At 66.3% G+C, this 17192-nt stretch carries 15 protein-coding genes and 1 pseudogene; 9 read left to right on the top strand and 7 right to left on the bottom strand.

Annotated elements, in window-relative coordinates; genetic code table 11:
• Nucleotides 1-293 (top strand): annotated as a pseudogene (locus tag AC1D34_RS19375) (outer membrane protein); the annotation flags it as partial.
• A gap of 260 nt (nucleotides 294-553) precedes the next feature.
• On the top strand, nucleotides 554-1186 hold the full coding sequence (locus AC1D34_RS19370) for an HAD-IA family hydrolase (RefSeq protein WP_441492301.1): 633 nt from the start codon (nucleotides 554-556) through the stop codon (nucleotides 1184-1186).
• Between the two features lie 176 nt (nucleotides 1187-1362).
• Here the strand turns inward: AC1D34_RS19370 and htpG are convergent, their stop codons facing one another.
• From htpG to AC1D34_RS19355, 3 genes are all read right to left on the bottom strand, one after another.
• Nucleotides 1363-3243, bottom strand: coding sequence for a molecular chaperone HtpG (gene htpG / locus AC1D34_RS19365; protein ID WP_476825059.1), 1881 nt, complete (start codon nucleotides 3241-3243; stop codon nucleotides 1363-1365).
• 201 nt (nucleotides 3244-3444) lie between these two features.
• Nucleotides 3445-5622 carry a catalase/peroxidase HPI gene (gene katG, locus AC1D34_RS19360; protein WP_476825058.1) on the bottom strand — a complete coding sequence of 726 codons (2178 nt, stop codon included), beginning with the start codon at nucleotides 5620-5622 and terminating at the stop codon, nucleotides 3445-3447.
• A 79-nt stretch (nucleotides 5623-5701) separates the two neighbouring features.
• Nucleotides 5702-5836, bottom strand: coding sequence for a hypothetical protein (locus AC1D34_RS19355; RefSeq protein ID WP_476777217.1), 135 nt, complete (start codon nucleotides 5834-5836; stop codon nucleotides 5702-5704).
• A 91-nt stretch (nucleotides 5837-5927) separates the two neighbouring features.
• On the opposite strand from AC1D34_RS19355, the gene AC1D34_RS19350 reads away from it, so the two are divergent.
• The 7 genes from AC1D34_RS19350 to AC1D34_RS19320 all read left to right on the top strand — a co-directional run bounded on the left by AC1D34_RS19350 (nucleotide 5928) and on the right by AC1D34_RS19320 (nucleotide 13433).
• Entirely contained in the window at nucleotides 5928-6833 is a 906-nt protein-coding gene (locus tag AC1D34_RS19350; RefSeq protein WP_476825057.1) for a hydrogen peroxide-inducible genes activator, read from the top strand.
• A 143-nt stretch (nucleotides 6834-6976) separates the two neighbouring features.
• Nucleotides 6977-7984 carry a LacI family DNA-binding transcriptional regulator gene (locus tag AC1D34_RS19345; protein WP_441508302.1) on the top strand — a complete coding sequence of 336 codons (1008 nt, stop codon included), beginning with the start codon at nucleotides 6977-6979 and terminating at the stop codon, nucleotides 7982-7984.
• Between the two features lie 80 nt (nucleotides 7985-8064).
• Nucleotides 8065-9348 (top strand): extracellular solute-binding protein, encoded by a 1284-nt coding sequence (locus AC1D34_RS19340; protein ID WP_476825056.1) that lies wholly within the window; start codon nucleotides 8065-8067, stop codon nucleotides 9346-9348.
• Between the two features lie 73 nt (nucleotides 9349-9421).
• Complete coding sequence (locus tag AC1D34_RS19335; RefSeq protein WP_476825055.1) at nucleotides 9422-10270, top strand: carbohydrate ABC transporter permease; 849 nt, start codon at nucleotides 9422-9424, stop codon at nucleotides 10268-10270.
• Complete coding sequence (locus AC1D34_RS19330; RefSeq protein WP_476825054.1) at nucleotides 10267-11073, top strand: carbohydrate ABC transporter permease; 807 nt, start codon at nucleotides 10267-10269, stop codon at nucleotides 11071-11073. The genes AC1D34_RS19335 and AC1D34_RS19330 overlap by 4 nt, the downstream gene beginning before the upstream one ends.
• A gap of 11 nt (nucleotides 11074-11084) precedes the next feature.
• The gene (locus AC1D34_RS19325) at nucleotides 11085-12131 is read left to right on the top strand and encodes an ABC transporter ATP-binding protein (RefSeq protein ID WP_441508305.1); all 1047 of its coding nucleotides are present in this window, start codon (nucleotides 11085-11087) and stop codon (nucleotides 12129-12131) included.
• A 3-nt stretch (nucleotides 12132-12134) separates the two neighbouring features.
• The gene (locus AC1D34_RS19320; RefSeq protein ID WP_476825053.1) at nucleotides 12135-13433 is read left to right on the top strand and encodes an MGH1-like glycoside hydrolase domain-containing protein; all 1299 of its coding nucleotides are present in this window, start codon (nucleotides 12135-12137) and stop codon (nucleotides 13431-13433) included.
• Between the two features lie 125 nt (nucleotides 13434-13558).
• On the opposite strand, the gene minE is transcribed toward AC1D34_RS19320, so the two are convergent.
• The 4 genes from minE to AC1D34_RS19300 all read right to left on the bottom strand — a co-directional run bounded on the left by minE (nucleotide 13559) and on the right by AC1D34_RS19300 (nucleotide 17101).
• Complete coding sequence (gene minE, locus AC1D34_RS19315) at nucleotides 13559-13834, bottom strand: cell division topological specificity factor MinE (protein ID WP_441492312.1); 276 nt, start codon at nucleotides 13832-13834, stop codon at nucleotides 13559-13561.
• A complete protein-coding gene (gene minD, locus AC1D34_RS19310) occupies nucleotides 13831-14646 on the bottom strand; it encodes a septum site-determining protein MinD (RefSeq protein ID WP_476825052.1) in 816 nt (271 codons plus the stop codon). Before minD ends, minE begins: the two co-directional genes overlap by 4 nt.
• 35 nt (nucleotides 14647-14681) lie before the next feature.
• A complete protein-coding gene (gene minC, locus AC1D34_RS19305; protein ID WP_441508308.1) occupies nucleotides 14682-15422 on the bottom strand; it encodes a septum site-determining protein MinC in 741 nt (246 codons plus the stop codon).
• 656 nt (nucleotides 15423-16078) lie between these two features.
• Nucleotides 16079-17101 carry an amino acid ABC transporter substrate-binding protein gene (locus AC1D34_RS19300; RefSeq protein WP_441492315.1) on the bottom strand — a complete coding sequence of 341 codons (1023 nt, stop codon included), beginning with the start codon at nucleotides 17099-17101 and terminating at the stop codon, nucleotides 16079-16081.
• Between the last annotated feature and the right edge of the window lie 91 nt (nucleotides 17102-17192).

The following is a 17192-nucleotide window of genomic DNA, read 5'->3' as shown; positions in this document are numbered from 1 at the left end:
TCGCGGGCAAGAGCAACCGCAGCGCGGTCAACGCGATGACGCTGCAGCCCTTCGTGAACTACAATTTCCACGGCGGCTGGTACCTGACCTCGTCCCCGATCATCACCGCCGACTGGGAGGCCGGCCATGGCGACCGCTGGACGGTGCCGGTCGGCGGCGGCTTCGGACGCGTCTTCAAGATCGGCCATCAGCCGGTCAACGCGCAGCTCGCAGCCTATTACAACGTCGCAAAGCCCAGCGGTGGCGCCGACTGGCAGCTCAGGGCCCAGCTCCAGTTCCTGTTCCCGAAATAGCTGCCGCCAGAAAGCCACGTCGCGCCTCCCGCCGCCGCCGGCTCGCGGCGGAGAAGTGAGTTCGCCCCGCGCTGCCGCGGGGCTCCGGATCGGACCCGCAACGGCGATGGGCCATGCGCAGAACCCGAACATTGCGATAATGCCTCTGTCATCCACGACCACGAAGCGATACCGGACAAGCGGCGTCTCATTCGAATGAATGTCCTCCGCCGCCGCAGTTCGGGTTATCCCCGCAAACCTCTCACACTCCACGCTCAGCCATGCCTCGCTACGCGCTCGCCATCTTCGATTTCGACGGAACGCTGGCCGATAGCTTTCCATGGTTCTGTTCGGTGCTGAACGAGACCGCCCGGCGATTTGGCTTTCGCGAGGTCCTGGAGCAGGAGAGGGACGATCTGCGTGCCCTCGGTAGCCGCGAGATTGTGGCCCATCTCGGTGTTCCCCTGTGGAAGATCCCCGCGATCGCCGCGCATATGCGCCAGCTCAATGCGCAGAGCCAGGGCGAGGTTCGCCTCTTCGACGGTGTCGAACAGGCGCTCGCAAACCTCGCCCGTCACGGCATCAGGATCGCCGTCGTCAGCTCCAATGCGGAGGAGACGATCCGGCGAACGCTGGGCCGGGCTGCGGAGCATGTCAGCGCCTTCGACTGCGGCGCCTCGCTCTGGGGAAAGAGCGCCAAGTTCAAGGCTGTTGCGAAGCGGCTGGGCGTCCCCCGGGAGCGCGCGATCGCGATCGGCGATGAGCTCCGCGACATCGAGGCCGCCCGCAAGGCCGGGATGGCCTGCGGGGCGGTGACCTTCGGCTACAACGCCCCTGCGGCGTTGCTCGCCCAATGGCCGGATCTGGTGTTCACGGATTTCGCCGATCTGCAGGCGCAGCTCACCAGCGCCTGAGGCTCATGCCTCCCGTGAGAGGCAGATCAATCCAGGCGATTCAAAGTCGCAGAATTCGCTAGCAACGCCTTGGTTTTGCGCCCAAAAATCGCCTGACGCGGAAGCGTCGCCGGCGCCTTTCGCCTGGAGCCGAGAGGGCGTGCGCGCCGAACCGGCACGCACGCTGCATCCGGTTCCTACGAGGCCGCAAGGCCAAGCGCGACCAGCCGGCTCAGGCGCTCGGAGAACGCCTTGGCATCGCTGGGGCGCTCGCCGTCGAGCACGCGGGCGCAATCGAGCAGGAGGTTTGCGACATCGCTGCGCACGGCCTCGTTCTGCACGCCGGCCAGTCCCTGGATCATCGCGTGCCGCGGATTGACCTCGAGGATCGGCTTGCTTGCGCGCTCGATGCGCCCGCCCGCGGTCAAGAGCCGCTCGAACTGGCGATCCGGCCCGTCTTCCGCCGCGACCAGGCAGACCGCGCTGTCGGTCAGCCGGTCGGAGGCCCTGACATCGGCGACCTCACCCGCGAGAACCTCCTTCATCGCCGCGAGCAAGGCCTGCACCGCCTCGCTCGTCTCGGCGGAGGGCGGCGTCGCATCGTCGAGCAGGGGGATCAGGCTGAGATCAGCTGCGCCCTGCGTCACCGACTTGAACGGCTTGCCCTCGAATTCCGGCGCTCCGGAGACCCAGAAGCTGTCAACGGGGTCGCTGAGCAGCAGCACCTCGATGCCGCGCGCCCTAAAACCTTCGAGCTGCGGGGAGTTCGCGATCCGGTCTGCGTCGTCGCCGGCGATGTAGTAGATCGCCGTCTGGTTCTCCCTGAGCGCTGCGACATAGTCCTTCAGGCTGCGTCGGCCGTCGCTTGCGGCTGTCGTCTTGAAGCGGGCGAGGCCGAGCAATTGGGCGCGACGCTCGAAATCCTCGTAGATCCCCTCCTTGATGACCGCGCCGAAATTCTCCCAGATCTTGGCGAAGCTATCGCCGTCCTGTTCGGCGAGCTTCGACAGCTCGGAGAGGACGCGGCTGGTCACGCCCTTCTTGATCGCGCTCAGCAGCGGGCTGTCCTGGATCATCTCGCGCGAGACGTTCAGCGGCAGATCGGCGGTGTCGACGATGCCGCGCACGAAGCGCAGATAGCGCGGCAGGAACTCCGCCTCGTCGGTGATGAAGACGCGCTTCACATAGAGCTTGATGCGGCCCTTGCGATCGGCGTCGAACAGGTCGAACGGACGCCCGCCCGGCACGAAGAGCAGCGCGGTGTATTCATGGCGGCCCTCGGCCCGGAAATGGACCGTCGTGGCGGGCTCGTCATATTGCGCGGCGACGCTGCGATAGAAATCCGTGTAGTCCTGCGCGCTGATCTCGTTCTTGGGCTTGGCCCACAGCGCCGCGCCGTCGGCCAGCGTGGTTGCCTCCGCGCCCGGCTTCTCGATCAGCGAGATCGGCACCGGCACATGGCCGGATTGTTCCCTGACGATGCGTTCCAGCGTCCAGCGCTCCGCATAGGATTTGGCATCCTCCATCAGATGCAGCGTCACGCGCGTACCGCGCAGAGGGGCATCATCCAGCCCAACGGGGGCGACGGTGAACTCGCCCTTGCCGTCCGACGACCAGAGCCAGGCCTCGTCGCTGCGGGCGCGGCGGCTGACGACCTCGACCTTGTCGGCGACCATGAAGGCTGAGTAGAAACCGACGCCAAACTGGCCGATGAGCTGTGCGCCTTCCTTGCCCTCGGCGGTCGCGATGCGCTCCATGAAGCCGCGCGTGCCGGAGCGGGCGATGGTGCCGAGCGCCTCGATCATCTCGTTGCGGCTCATGCCGATGCCGTTATCGGCAATGACGAGCGTGCCGGCCTCGGGATCGGCCGCGATCGTGATCGCGAGCTTGAGGTCGTCGCCGAGAAGCTCCGGCCGGGCGATGGCCTCGTAGCGCAGCTTCTCGCTGGCGTCGGCGGCGTTGGAAATCAGCTCCCGCAGGAAGACGTCCCGGTCCGAATAGACCGAGTGCACCATCATATGGAGCAGGCGGGAGACATCGGCTTCGAAGCTTCGGCTTTCGGCGGTCTGGGTTGTCATGGCTGCATGCTGTCTGGCTGGGGAACGCGGCCCATCAGATGGCTGGAATAGCCGGATCTTGCAAGACGGGGCAGGGGCCATCGACGTCAGGGGCGCCGGGCTCTCACTGACCCCTGGCCCGAAGTCGAGCCTGGCTCACGGGCAAGGACAGAGCTTCAGCAGCCGCCCGGGAGCGGCCGCTGAAGGTATTATTCGTCTGGATCAGACCAGATCGAAGCGATCGAGGTTCGTCACCTTGGTCCAGGCCGCAACGAAGTCCTTCACGAACTTCGCCTGCGCGTCCGAGCTGGCATAGACCTCCGCCAGCGCACGCAGCACCGAGTTCGACCCGAACACGAGATCGACGCGGGTGCCGGTCCATTTCGGCGCGCCGCTCTTGCGGTCGGTGCCCTCGAACACGTCCTTGGAGTCAGGCTTCGCCTTCCACTGCGTGCCCATGTCCAGCAGGTTGACGAAGAAGTCGTTCGTCAGCGCGCCGGGACGGTCGGTCAGGACGCCGTGGCTCGTGCCATCGACATTGATGTTGATCGCGCGCAGTCCACCGACCAGCACGGTCATCTCGGGTGCGGTCAGCGTCAGCAGCTGCGCCTTGTCGATCAGGGCCACCTCGGCCGGCACCTTGAGCGCCGCCTTCTGGTAGTTGCGGAAGCCGTCCGCCTGCGGCTCCATGACGTTGAAGGCATGGATGTCCGTCTGTCCCTGCGAGGCATCGGTGCGGCCCGGAGCGAACGGGACGGTGACATTCTGGCCGGCAGCCTTCGCCGCCTGCTCGACGCCAGCATTGCCCGCCAGCACGATCAGGTCGGCCAGCGAGACCTCCTTGCCGCCGGTCGCGGCCAGGTTGAACTCCGACTGGATGCCCTTGAGGACCTTGAGCACATTGGCGAGCTGCAGGGGCTGGTTGACCTCCCAGTCCTTCTGCGGCGCGAGGCGAACGCGCGCGCCGTTGGCGCCGCCGCGCTTGTCGCCGCCGCGGAAGGTGGAGGCCGAGGCCCAGGCGGTGCYGACGAGCTCGGAGACGCTCAGGCCCGAGGCCAGGACCTTGGCCTTCAGCGCAGCCGCATCCTCGTCATTGATCAGGGGATGCTCGACGGCCGGCACCGGATCCTGCCAGGTCAGCTCTTCCCGGGGCACTTCCGGTCCGAGATAGCGCGAACGCGGGCCGAGATCGCGATGGGTCAGCTTGAACCAGGCCCGGGCGAAGGCCTCCGCGAAGGCCTGCGGATTCTGCAGGAAGCGGCGCGATATCTTCTCGTAAGCGGGGTCCACGCGCAGCGACAGGTCGGTCGTCAGCATGGTCGGTTTGCGCTTCTTCGACGGATCATGGGCGTCGGGGATGACGTCCTCCGCGTCCTTCGCCTCCCATTGGATGGCGCCGCCGGGGCTGCGGGTCTGCACCCATTCGTATTTGAACAGGTTCTCGAAGAAGTGGTTGCTCCACTGCGCCGGCGTCTGCGTCCAGGTGACCTCGATGCCGCTGCCGACGGCATCCGCGCCAAAGCCGCTGCCATAATTGCTGGCCCAGCCCAGGCCCTGCGCCTCGAGGCCTGCGCCTTCGGGTTCCGGTCCCTTGTGGGATTCGGGCGCTGCGCCATGGGTCTTGCCGAAGGTATGGCCGCCGCCGATCAGCGCGACGGTCTCCTCGTCGTTCATCGCCATGCGGGCGAAGGTCTCACGGATGAAATGGGCCGCCGAGAGCGGGTCGCCATTGGCGCCGGGGCCTTCCGGGTTGACGTAGATCAGGCCCATTTCGGTGGCGCTGAGCGGAGCGTCGAACGCATCGAGCGGGCGATGCGTCAGCCAGGCGGTCTCGGCACCCCAGTTGACGTCGAGATCCGGCTCCCAGGTATCGGCGCGGCCGGCGGCGAAGCCGAAGGTGCGGAAGCCCATGGTCTCCAGCGCGACATTGCCGGTGAGGATCATCAGGTCGGCCCAGGAGATCCGCTGGCCGTATTTCTGCTTGATCGGCCAGAGCAGGCGGCGCGACTTGTCGATATTGACGTTGTCCGGCCAGCTGTTGAGCGGGGCGAAGCGCTGCTGGCCGCGGCCACCGCCGCCACGGCCGTCACTCAGGCGATAGGTGCCGGCGGCGTGCCAGGACATGCGGACGAATTGCGGGCCGTAATGGCCGAAATCGGCCGGCCACCAGTCCTGCGAGTCGGTCATCAGCTTGCGCAGATCGTTCTTCAGCTCTTCATAGTCGAGCTTGCTGAATTCCTGCCGGTAATCGAAGGCCTGGTCCAGCGGATCGGACTTGGACGAGTGCTGGTTCAGCAGGTCGACGCGCAGTTGGTTGGGCCACCAGTCGCGGCTCTGGGTGCCGCTGGTCCCGTGAGCGACCGGGCATTTCCCGGCTCCCCCCTCAGTCTTCGCATTCATGATTCTCTCCAATTCACGTTACGCTGATTGCGCGTTTCTCGATCACAGGCGGGTCGGTGCCGGGGCAGGCGATCCGCTTTCATGGCCTGCCTGGCAGGCCTGCCAGCCGGGCGGCTGGAAACAGGGACATCGACGGGTGCCGGCGGCTGGACTCGGCCAGGTCGGCCACGAGCGGAACGCCACCGGTCTTGATCATGCGGGGCGGTCTCGGCATTGCCTGCTCCTCATCGTCGCAAGGAGCCTCTTAGCAAAAGGGTTTCATTATATTAATTCCGATTTTCTGATTGCGTCGATAAGCTAAGATTATGACGAACCTGACACTGAAACAGCTGCGTTATTTCGAGGCGCTGGCCCGCCAGCGCCACTTCGGACGCGCGGCGGAGAGTTGCGCCATCTCCCAGCCGGCCCTGTCGATGCAGATCAAGGCCTTTGAGGAGGAACTCGGCGCCGAACTCTTCGAAAGGGACCGGCGCCAGGTCCGGCTGACGAGTTTCGGCGAAGAGATCGCGCTGCGCACCAAGGACATCCTGCGCTCGGTCGACGAGCTGGAGGACTATGCGCGCAGCTCGCGCGGCGGGCTCGTCGCCAGGCTGCGCATCGGTGTGATTCCCACGGTCGCGCCCTATCTGCTGCCCGGCCTGATCGCCGACCTGACCGGCCTCCATGACGGGCTGGACCTCCATGTCCGCGAGACGCTGACGCCGAAACTCGTGCAGGAGCTGAATGAAGGCCGGCTCGACATGGCGGTCGTGGCGCTGCCGGTTTCCGAGCCTTCGCTGACCGAGGCCGCGCTCTTCACGGAAAGCTTCGTCCTCGTCCGGTCACGCGAGGACGAGGGGAAGCCAGCCCCCAATCGCGAGGATCTCCACGAAATGCGGTTGCTGTTGCTGGAGGAGGGGCATTGCTTTCGCGAGCAGGCCCTCTCGTTCTGCAACAAGAACCCGCGCACCATGCACCCGCGCGACCTGCTGGATGCAAGCTCGCTCTCGACCCTGGTGCAGATGGTCGATGCCGGCATGGGCGTGACCCTGATTCCGGAGATGGCAGTCGCGGTCGAGACACGCTMGGCCTCGGTCTGCGTCACGCGCTTCAAGGACCCCCAGCCATCGCGCACGATCGGCATGGTCTGGCGCAAGACGAGCCCGCTCGCCAAGCAGTTTGCACAGATTGCCGAGGCCGTGCGCCTCTCGGCCGCAGCCCGCCGGGCCTAGGCGCGAGCAACCTCAAGCCCGAAAGCGCGCCGCGCCGTCGCCGCAAGGCGTGACGCATGCCAAACTTGAATCGACTTCCCAAAACGTTTTGGATCGGGTTATCCTGAACGTGAGGCGCCGATCGTCCAACCATTGAGATGCCGATGAGCTCGTTGCGCGCGCTGGCGCAAACGCTGGGATTGTCGATCACCACCGTCTCGCGGGCGCTCGACGGCTATGACGATGTTGCGCTCGCCACGCGAGACCGCGTGCGGGCAGCGGCGGAGGCGGCCGGTTACCGGCCCAATTCCGCAGCCCGGCGGTTGCGTCGCGGGCTGACCGAGATCGTCACGATGGTGCTTCCGGCCGGGCCGGGCCATTTCAACGAGCCGCTCTATCTAGAGCTGCTGGGCTCGATCGGCGAACGGCTGGCGGAGCAGGGCTATGATCTGACCTTGATCGCCGCGCTGCCCGGCCCCGACGAGCTCAAGACCTATCGCCGCCTTGTCGACGGCCGCCGCACCGACGCCATCATCGTCGTCCGCACCCGCCGCGAGGATGCTCGCCTGCGCTACCTCACAGATGCCGGCTTTCCCTTCGTCGCGATGGGGCGTAGCGATTTTCCAGAGCCCTATGCCTTTGTCGACGGGGATGGCGAGGCCGCGTTCCACGATGCCGTGCTGCGCCTGGCCGCCCTCGGCCACCGCCGGATCGGCCATCTTGCGGCGCCCTCGGCCTTCACCTTCGCGCATCTGCGCCGGAGCGGCTTCGCGCTGGCCCTTCGCCAGGCTGGCATTTTCGGCGCGATCATCGAGGGCAGCGCCGACGAGGCCGGCGGCTATCGTGCGGCGGGGCTGCTTCTGGCGCAGCCGGCGCAGCCCACCGCGCTGCTCTGCGCGACCGACAGCATGGCGCTGGGCGCGATGCGCGCCATCCGCGAGCGCGGTCTCGTCGTCGGGCGCGACATCGCGATCATCGGCCATGACAACATTCCCGCCTCCGCCTTCTCGGACCCCGCGCTCGCGACGATGGAGCTGCCGATCGCCGCGACCGGCCGCCGCCTCGCGGAGATGGCGCTGGCGCGCATCGGCGGAGCMGATCCCCGCGACCTGACCGAGATCAATTCGGTCGAGTTCATTGCACGCGCCTCGCTGGGGGAGGCGCGTCGCTGATCCGATCACGGAAACGGCCAGGCGCTCGCAACCGGCCCTTTTCCCCCGCAAACCAGAACAAGCGAGGCAGGGAGGACGATATGAAGACGCTCAACCATCTGGCATGCGCCGCCGTCGCGGCGGGGGCCATGCTTGTTGCACCCGTTGCGAAGGCGCAGGACCTCGTCTTCCTCTCGACGCAGCTGCGCCCGATCGACGAGGCGCAGAAGGTGCGCGAGGTCCTGCTCAAGGGCGCGCCGAAAACCACCTATGTGGTCGAGGAGCCGCCGCAATTTGCCGTGCGCATGAAAGCGGAACAGGCCGCAGGCAAGCGCACGATCAGCCTGATGGGCGCACTGCATGGCGAATTGCAGCCGCTCGTGCCGGCAGGCTCGCTCGACGCGGTCGACGATATCGCGGCGAAACTCGGCGCGAGCGGCATTCCAGCCGGACTGATGGAACTCGGCAAGCTCGGCACGCCCAATCAGCAATACATCCCCTGGATGCAGGCGACCTATGTCCTCGTCATCAAGAAGGCGGCGCTGCCCTTCCTGYCGGCTGGCGCCGATGTCAACGCGCTGACCTATGAGCAGCTCGCCGCCTGGGGCAAGGCGATCCAGGAGAAGACCGGCCAGCGCCGCATCGGCTTCCCGGCCGGGCCGAAGGGCCTGTTCGCCCGCTTCGTGCAGGGCAATCTCGTGCCCTCCTATACCGGCTCGATGGTGACCGAGTTCCGCTCGGCCGCGGCCGAGAAGGGCTGGGCCGATTTCAAGGCGCTCTGGGCGACGGTGAACCCCAACGCCAACAACTATAATTTCATGCAGGAGCCGCTGATGGCCGGCGAGATCTGGATCGCCTGGGACCATATCGCCCGCGTCAAGGACGCCCTGACTGCCGAGCCTGACCAGTATCTCGTCGTGGCGCCTCCAGCCGGCGCCAAGGGGCGCGCCTATATGCCCGTCATTGCCGGGCTCTCCATCGCCAAGGATGCGCCGAACCGGGCCCAGGCCGCAGCCGTGATCGAGCATCTGTTGAAGCCTGCGACACAGCTTGCCGCGGCGCAGGAGGTCGGCTTCTTCCCGGTCGTGGATGCGCCCCTGCCGCCCGACTTGCCGGCCGGCGTCAAGCTGCTCGCCGACGGCGTGGCGAAGACGCAGGGCGCGAAGGACGCGATCGTCGCCCTCCTGCCGATCGGCCTCGGCGACAAGGGCGGCGAGTTCAACAAGGTCTATTTCGACACGTTCCAGCGCATCGTGCTGCGCAACGAGCCGATCCGCGCGGTTCTCGACGCCCAGGCCGAGATCCTGCGCAGCCTGATGGTCCAGACCGCTGCGCCCTGCTGGGCGCCCGACAAGCCGAGCCAGGGCGCCTGCCCGGTCACCTGAGCTCAGGACGAGCTGCGCTCCGGTCCCCGACCGAAGCGCAGCCTCCGGGAGCGCCTTGCAGAGGCCTTCGACCATGCTCCAGCCGCGCTGGCTGCCCTATCTGCTGATCGCGCCCTCGGTCGCCTTTCTTGCAGCCTTCTTCCTGGTACCGCTCGGCCAGACCATCCTGCTCTCCTTCGATGGCGGGCAGGGGTTTTCGCTCGCCAACTATGCCCGCATGCCGGGGGACCTCAATTTTCCGACCGCGCTGCGCAACACCTTCGCCCTCGTCGCGGTGGTGATCCCGCTGCAGGTGGCGCTCGCGCTCGTCATGGGGCTGATGCTGCAGAGGATGACGCGCGGGCGCGAGCTCGTGCTCTGGATCTGGACGATCCCGCTCGGCGTCTCGGATCTTGCAGCCGGCCTTGTCTGGCTCGCGATCCTGCAGGATTCCGGCTATCTCAACACACTGCTGTTCCAGATCGGCGTGATCAGCGGCCCGACCGCCTATCTCAACAGCGAGACGCCGGTCGCGCTGTTCTTCGCCGTCGTCCTGGCCGAAATCTGGCGTGCGACCGCGATCGTCCTGATCATTCTCGTCGCCGGCATCCAGCTCATCCCGAAGGAATTCGGCGAGGCCGCCGACATCTTCGGCGCCACCCCCTGGACCAAGTTCCGCAAGATCACCCTGCCGCTGCTGAAGCCCAGCCTGCAATCGGCGCTGATCCTGCGCACGGTCCTGGCCTTCGAGGTCTTTGCGGTGGTCTATGCGCTCGGCGGGCGCAATTTCCCGATCATCGTCGGCGAAGCCTATACCTGGCAGAACGAGAACCAGAATTACGGCGTCGCGGCCGCCTATGCCGTGCTCGTGATGGTGATCTCGCTCGCGGCGACGATCATCTATTTGAAGGCGCTGCGCGTCGATCCGGAGACGCAAGCATGAGCGCGCCCCGCAAATGGCTTTATGTCACGGGCGTGCTGGCGCTCTGCGCCTGGGTGCTGGTGCCGATCTACCTGATCGGGCTCGGCGCCATGGGCGGGCGGCTTGCCGTGTTCAAATGGCCGAAATCCTTCGCCCCCGGCGAGGCCGGCTTCGCGGCGCTCGCCACCTTCCTCAGGATCGAAGGCGTCTGGAACGCGGCCCTGAATTCGCTGATCGCCGCATCGCTGACCATGCTGTTCTCGATCCTGCTCGGCGCACCCGCGGGCTATGCCCTGGCGCGCTTCGCCTTCCGGGGACAGAGCCCCTTTCGCCTGCTGGTGCTGCTGACGCGCGCCTTTCCGCTGGCGATCCTTGCCCTGCCGCTGACCGTCATCTTCATCCGGGTCGGGCTCTACGACACGCCCTTCGGCGTCTCGCTGATCCACACGGCGCTGGCGCTGCCCTTCGCCGCGCTCGTGACTTCGTCGCTCTTCATGGGCATTCCCCGCGAATACGAGGAGGCGGCCTGGGTCTTCGGCTGTACGCGCTGGCAGGCCTTCCGCAAGGTGGTGCTGCCGCTGGCGCTGCCCGGCATCGCAGCTGCGGCGATCTTCGCCTTCGTCATCTCCTGGAACGAGGTTTTTGCCGCCTCGGTTCTGACCGTGCGCGAGCGCACGCTCACCGCCTATCTGCTGACGGTCCTCTCCGAGTCGCCGCTGCATTACCGCTTCGCCGGCGGCTTCATTCTCATCATTCCCTCGGTGCTCTTCATCTTCGCGGTCAGGAAATACCTGTTCGCGATGTGGGGCGTCTCGAGCAAATAGGGAGGAGACCGTTGGCCGGGATCCTGATCGATAAGGTCGCCAAGCAGTTCGGCAATGCGGTTGCCCTGCAGGAGATTTCGCTCACCGTCGAGGATGGCGAATTCGTCGCGCTGCTCGGCCCCTCCGGCTGCGGCAAGACCACGCTGCTGCGCATCATCGCCGGGCTGGAGGTGCAGAGCGCCGGCAAGGTCATGATCGGCGAACGCGACGTCTCCTCTCTGAAGCCGGCCCAGCGCGGCCTTGCCATGGTGTTCCAGAACTATGCCGTCTTCCCGCATATGACGGTGTTCGAGAATGTCGCCTTCGGTCTGCGCATGAAGGGCGCCGACCAGGCGCGTGTCGAGGCGAAGGTGCGCAAGGCGGCCGAGCTGCTGCATATCGAGCAGTATCTGGAGCGCTTTCCGGCCAAGCTCTCGGGCGGCCAGCGCCAGCGCGTCGCGGTGGCGCGTGCGCTCGCGGTCGAGCCGGCCGTGCTCCTGATGGACGAGCCGCTCTCCAATCTCGACGCGCTGCTCAGGCTGGAGATGCGGGCGGAGCTGCGCAGCGTCCTGCGCGAGGCCGGAACGACCACGATCTACGTCACGCATGACCAGACCGAGGCCATGGGCCTGGCCGATCGGATCGCGGTGATGCATGGCGGCCATATCGTGCAGATCGGCACGCCGACCGAGGTCTATTCGCGGCCCGCGACCCGCTTCGTCGGTGGCTTCGTCGGCTCGCCGCCGATGAATTTCGTCAACACGGTCGCGACCTCCGGCCAGGCCCGGCTCGGCGGGCTGACATTGGCATCGCCGGCCGACGGGCCGATCGTCCTCGGCTTCCGCGGCGAGGATGCGAAGCTGACCGAGACCGCCGGCGGCGTGCCCTTCACCGTGCGGGTCGCGGAGCCGATGGGTTCGCATCTCCTGCTCACCGGCAGGATCGGCGATGATCTTGCCCGTGTCGTCGCGCCGCCTGCTGCCCGGATCGCAGCGGGCGAAACGCTCGGCCTGGCGCTCGACCCTACCCGCATTGTCTGGATCGACCCGGAAACGGGCCGCACTCATCCCGGAGCCTGAGCCATGCTGTCGACCACACCTCCTTCGGACCGCGATGAGGCCGCGCGCGCCGTGCTGCGCCGCAATGACCGTGGCGGGTTCACCGTCCCCAATGGCCGCGTCTACCCGTTCCAGTGGAACTGGGATTCGGCCTTCGTCGCGCTCGGCTTCGCCACCTTCGATCTCGACCGCGCCTGGCGCGAGCTGGAAACCCTGTTCGAGGGTCAGTGGGACGATGGCATGGTGCCGCATATCGTGTTCCGCGCCCCGGCAGACGGCTACTATCCCGGCCCCGAGGCCTGGGGCATCCAGCGCCAGCCGCTGACGTCGGGAATCTCGCAACCCCCCGTCGCGGCGACTGCGGCGCGGGTGCTGCACGGGCTGTCCGGCCGCGATGCCTCGCGGATCCGGGCTCTCGTCCCCAAACTCTTCGCCTCGCATCGCTGGTGGCACGAGACCCGCGACCCGGACGGCACCGGGCTCGTCACCATGGTCCACCCCTGGGAATCGGGGCGGGACAATTCGCCGGACTGGGACGAGCCGCTCGCCAATGTCGTGCCGCAGGTCGATGTCGCGCATCTGCGCAAGGATCTCGGCCATGTCGATGCGGCCCACCGCCCGACGCATGATTTCTACAACCGGGTCATGACCCTGGTCGAGGAAGCCAAGACCCTGCGCTGGGACGGGGTGGCCGTCGCGCGCGGGCTCTCCTTCCGGGTCTGCGATCTCGGCATCCAGTCGATCCTGCTGCGCGCCGATCGCGATCTTCTGAAGCTGGCGGAAGAGCTGGGCTTCACCACCGAGGCGGCTGCCCTGCAAGGCTGGATCGCACGCAGCGAGACGGCGATGTCGCGGCTCAAGGGGCCCGACGGGTTGTATCGGTCGCTCGACCTGCGCAGCGGGCGTCTGAGCGAGGCCGTCACCTGCGCCGCCTATCTCCCGCTCTACGCGCGCATGGCGAGCCAGGAGGATGCGCTCGCGCTCAAGCGCCATCTCGCGGCAAGCCGGGCCGCAGCCGGCTTCTCCGTCGCCAGCAGCGATCCGCGCGATCGGCGTTTCGATGCGACGCGCTATTGGCGCGGCCCGGTCTGGCTGATGATGAACCGGATGATCGCCGACGGCTTTTCTGCCTATTGCCTGACCGAGGAGGCCGGCCTGCTCCGGCGCGACAGCGGCGATCTCGTCCGGCAGAACGGGTTCTGGGAGTATTTCGACCCGCGCGACGGCACAGGATGCGGCGGCCCGGACTTCTCCTGGACCGCTGCCATGTGGCTCAGCTGGGCCGGATCGCAGGACGATCGTCAGGCCTTGACCGCGCTCTGAGCCGGGCCCGGGCGTGAGCCCTTTCGATGCGTGCAAACGCAAAATGCTGGACTATCTGATCGGATACGAGTTCCGGTCGGATGATCCAGCATGGCTGAGCCCCCAGGGAGGGGGCGGGGCGGCCGTCAGGCCGCTTTCTTCGTCTTCTTCTCTGCGTCGAACGGGATCTCGATATCGACGGCGAGCGTCGAGACCTTGGCGCCGCGCTCCATCTTGACGCTGACCCGGTCGTCATCGATCTGCATATGCTTCGAGATCGCACGCAGGATTTCGTCGCGCAGCTTGGTGACGAGGTCGGAATCCCCGACCGAGGCGCGCTCATGGGCGAGCAGCACCTGCAGGCGCTCGCGGGCGGCGGGGGCCGACGACTGGGAGCGGGTGAAAATACGAAGGAAGTTCATGCCGCTTTCCTTCCGAAAATCTTGCCGAAGAAGCCCTTCTTTTCACCAGGAATAGTTACCGGCAGGTTTTCGCCCTTGAGGCGGCGCGCAGCCTCGAAATAGGCGATCGCCGGCGCGCTGCGGCCATCGGCCAGGGTGACCGGCGAGCCGACATTGGAGGCGCGCAGCACGTCCATGCTTTCGGGGATGATGCCGAGCAGCGGGATCGACAGGATTTCGAGGACGTCGTCGACCTTCAGCATGTCGCCGCGCTCGGCCCGGATCGGGTCGTAGCGGGTCAGCAGCAGGTGTTTCTCCATCCGCTCGCCTTGCTCGGCCTTGAGCGTCTTGGAATCGAGCAGCCCGATGATCCGGTCGGAATCGCGCACCGAGGAGACTTCCGGATTGGTCACCACGATCGCGACATCGGCATGGCGCATGGCGAGCGTCGCGCCGCGCTCGATGCCGGCCGGGCTGTCGCAGAWGACCCAGTCGAAGGCCGATTTCAGGGCGGCAATCACCTTCTCGACGCCTTCAGGCGTGAGATTGTCCTTGTCGCGGGTCTGCGAGGCCGGCAGCAGGTAGAGCGACTCCAGCCGCTTGTCGCGGATCAGCGCCTGCGTCAGCTTCGCTTCGCCCTGGATGACGTTGACGATGTCATAGACCACGCGTCGTTCCGCACCCATGACGRGGTCGAGATTGCGCAGCCCGACGTCGAAATCGACGACCACGACCTTGTCGCCATTATGCGCAAGCGCTGCCCCCAATGCGGCGGACGATGTCGTCTTGCCGACGCCGCCCTTGCCCGATGTGACTACGATGACCTTGCCCATTGCACTCTCCCGCTTTCTGTGGATACGCCGTCGTTTCAGGCGAGTGATCCAACTTTGAATGTTTCGCCTTCGAGCCAGATCTGGACGGCCTTGCCCCGCATGTCGGGTCCGAGGTCCTCGGCCGTCTTGTAGAAACCGTCGATCGCGAGAAGCTCCGCCTCGAGCTTGCGGCAGAAGATGCGCGCAGAGGCATTGCCCATCGCGCCGGCGATCGCCCGGCCCCTGAGCGTGCCGTAGACATGGATCGAGCCGCCGGCGACGATCTCGGCGCCCGATGCGACCGAGCCGATGACGGTGACGTCGCCTTCGGTGAAGATCAGCGACTGCCCCGAGCGCACCGGCTCGGTCACGATGATCGACGGCGTCGCCTTGACCGGCTGCGGGGCAGGGGCGGGAGGCTGCACGCCCTCGGCGACCTCGGCCTGCGGCGCCTGTTCGGCGGTCGGGGCTTCGATATCCGAGGCCGCGCGCCCGCCCGACATCGCCGGCGGCAGGTCGGCGCCGAGCAGCGAGGGTGGTGCGCCCTCGATGCCCATGATCCGCACATTGCGCTTGCCGAGCTGGCCGACGAGGTCGCGCAGCTGCGGCCGGTCGATATTCAGGCCCTCGACATCGACCACCACCGGCCGCCGCAGGAAAAATCCGGCAGACAGACCAGCCAGTTCGTCGAGCCGCGTCAGCCAATCCTCGAAGGGAAGCTCCGGGGTCAGCGTGAGAGCAAGATAGGAGCGCCCCTTGAGGCGGATCGGCCTAGGTTGAGTTAACACGTCAGTCATCTTGGTAAATTTTCAGTTGCCATGATCTAGGAATGGAATGGTTAACGAGTCGTAAAAATCCGGCCCTTCACCTACCGGAATGCAACCCTCGGAAATGTGCTGAAAGGCAGGAAACGCTTTTTCTGCCAATCGGTTGAATGCGGGGGATGATGTGTGTGGAGAGCTGTGTGGCTCCCGAGGGCCTGCGTGACCGGCGGCCTCGCGCGGGGGCCGTTCCACAGCGCTGCTGGCAGCGGTCCCGCCGCCCGCAGCACACGCGTTTGCGCCTCGGCTACTCGGTCGCTCCTGAGACGCCAGCGCGTTGCAGCGTATTGTCTCAGGTAGCTCCAGTGCTCGCCATGCGGGACGGGGCGGACAGGGACTCGCTGATTCCGTCGATCCGGAGCGGTGAGTCCTGCGCGGACGATTCGATCAGCCAGGGAATCGGTGCAGGTGGGAGGCTGTTCAAGCGAGGGGCTCCGACATCGCCCAGCTTCGCAGCCTGGCCTGTTGCGTCGGCTATGTCGCAGCGCTGGGCCATTGGCGCCCGGCGGGGATGCGCGGCGCCCCGCCGCGAATGATAAAAGCGGCGCCGTAGGAGAGCCCACGACGCCGCTTTCAGAGGCTGTCCGCGACGCAATCCAAGGAGCTTGCGGCGTCCCCTGGAAAGCTCTGGATCAGCGCACGGGCGGTGCAAACTGGATGCCACCCTTGGACCAGAGATTGTTCAACCCGCGCGGCAGGCCGATGCGGCTGCCGGTGCCGAGATTGCGCTCGTAGCTTTCGCCGTAATTGCCGACATGCCGGATGATCCGGGCGATCCAGTCGGGCGTCAGGCCGAGCCCCACGCCAAATTTGCCTTCGACGCCGAGCAGTCGGCGGATCTCCGGATTCTCGGATTTCAGCATCTCGGCGAGATTCGCCTGGGTGACACCGAGCTCCTCGGCATTGATCAGCGCAAAGACCGTCCAGCGCACGATGTCGAACCATTCGTCGTCGCCCTGGCGGACATAGGGGCCGATCGGCTCCTTCGAGATCACGTCCGGCAGCAGGACATGCTCGGCCGGGTCCGACATCTTCAGGCGATAGGAGACGAGCTGCGAGATATCAGTTGAGATTGCGTCGCAGCGACCGCTCTCATAGGCCTTCACCGTCTCATCGATGCCCTGGAAGGCGACGACCTCGTATTTCATCTTGTTGACGCGGAAATAGTCCGCGAGATTCAGCTCATTGGTCGTGCCCTGCACAGTGCAGATCGAGGCCCCATCCAGCTCCTTCACCGACTTGATCCCGGCCTTGGCGCGCACCTGGAAGCCCTGGCCGTCATAATAGTTCACGGCGGTGAAGTTCAGGCCCTGGCCGGCGTCGCGGCTCAGCGTCCAGGTCGTGGTGCGCGGCAGCACGTCGATCTCGCCGCTCTGCAACGCGGTCAGGCGGTCCTTGCTGGCCAGCGGAACGAACTTGATCTTCGAAGGGTCGTCGAAGATCGCGGCTGCGAGCGCCCGGCAGATATCGACATCGAGCCCGCTCCAGCTGCCCTGCGCATCGGCCATGCTGAACCCGGCAATGCCGGTGCTCGTGCCGCAGATCAACTGCCCGCGTTGCTTGATGCGGTCGAGCGTGCCCTCGGCACGGGCGGCGGTGCCGGCGAGCAACAGGCCTGCCAGCGCTGACAGAACGATTCTTCCGGAATGGGCCATGGTCATTATCCCTGATGATCGATGGAACTCGCGCATCGGCCCGAAAAGTGGATTGCGGTTTTCGGGGCAAAGCCGATGCAAACACAAAAGG

It is taken from the genome of Allobosea sp. P1_A7 (genome assembly GCF_056406775.1).
This window is presented reverse-complemented; position numbering and strand designations above follow the sequence as displayed.

Bases quoted from the DNA above. Each gene is read 5' to 3' on its own strand.
- AC1D34_RS19370 (WP_441492301.1), top strand. From the start codon at position 554: ATGCCTCGCTACGCGCTCGCCATCTTCGATTTCGACGGAACGCTGGCC.
- htpG (WP_476825059.1), bottom strand. From the start codon at position 3,243: ATGACAACCCAGACCGCCGAAAGCCGAAGCTTCGAAGCCGATGTCTCC.
- AC1D34_RS19355 (WP_476777217.1), bottom strand. From the start codon at position 5,836: ATGCCGAGACCGCCCCGCATGATCAAGACCGGTGGCGTTCCGCTCGTG.
- AC1D34_RS19335 (WP_476825055.1), top strand. From the start codon at position 9,422: ATGCTCCAGCCGCGCTGGCTGCCCTATCTGCTGATCGCGCCCTCGGTC.
- AC1D34_RS19330 (WP_476825054.1), top strand. From the start codon at position 10,267: ATGAGCGCGCCCCGCAAATGGCTTTATGTCACGGGCGTGCTGGCGCTC.
- AC1D34_RS19320 (WP_476825053.1), top strand. From the start codon at position 12,135: ATGCTGTCGACCACACCTCCTTCGGACCGCGATGAGGCCGCGCGCGCC.
- minE (WP_441492312.1), bottom strand. From the start codon at position 13,834: ATGAACTTCCTTCGTATTTTCACCCGCTCCCAGTCGTCGGCCCCCGCC.
- minC (WP_441508308.1), bottom strand. From the start codon at position 15,422: ATGACTGACGTGTTAACTCAACCTAGGCCGATCCGCCTCAAGGGGCGC.
- AC1D34_RS19300 (WP_441492315.1), bottom strand. From the start codon at position 17,101: ATGGCCCATTCCGGAAGAATCGTTCTGTCAGCGCTGGCAGGCCTGTTG.